Raw genomic sequence first — 306 nt, forward strand, 5'->3', positions numbered from 1 at the left:
AGCCAGAAATCAACATTCGAACTGAATGTTCATTTCTGAATTCTGATCAAGTAGAGCAGAAGTGGTGGAGCCAAGCGGGATCGAACCGCTGACCTCCTGCGTGCAAGGCAGGCGCTCTCCCAGCTGAGCTATGGCCCCGTATTCTACGGCTGAACCATGTAATGGTAGGTCTGGGCAGATTTGAACTGCCGACCTCACCCTTATCAGGGGTGCGCTCTAACCAACTGAGCTACAGACCTATAACAAGGTTGCGTTACAGCATCGTCTTTTACAATGAATCAAGCAATTCGTGTGGGAGCTCATCAG

2 tRNA genes are annotated in these 306 nt (G+C 50.3%); both read right to left on the minus strand.

From position 1 onward, the window contains the following. Positions 1-62: 62 nt before the first annotated feature. Positions 63-138, minus strand: a tRNA-Ala gene (locus ACK59H_RS23045). A gap of 24 nt (positions 139-162) precedes the next feature. Further along, a tRNA-Ile gene (locus tag ACK59H_RS23050) sits at positions 163-239 on the minus strand. Between the last annotated feature and the right edge of the window lie 67 nt (positions 240-306).

It is taken from the genome of Pseudomonas sp. KCJK9000, assembly GCF_046230725.1.
Taxonomy (GTDB): Bacteria; Pseudomonadota; Gammaproteobacteria; order Pseudomonadales; family Pseudomonadaceae; genus Aquipseudomonas; species Aquipseudomonas promysalinigenes.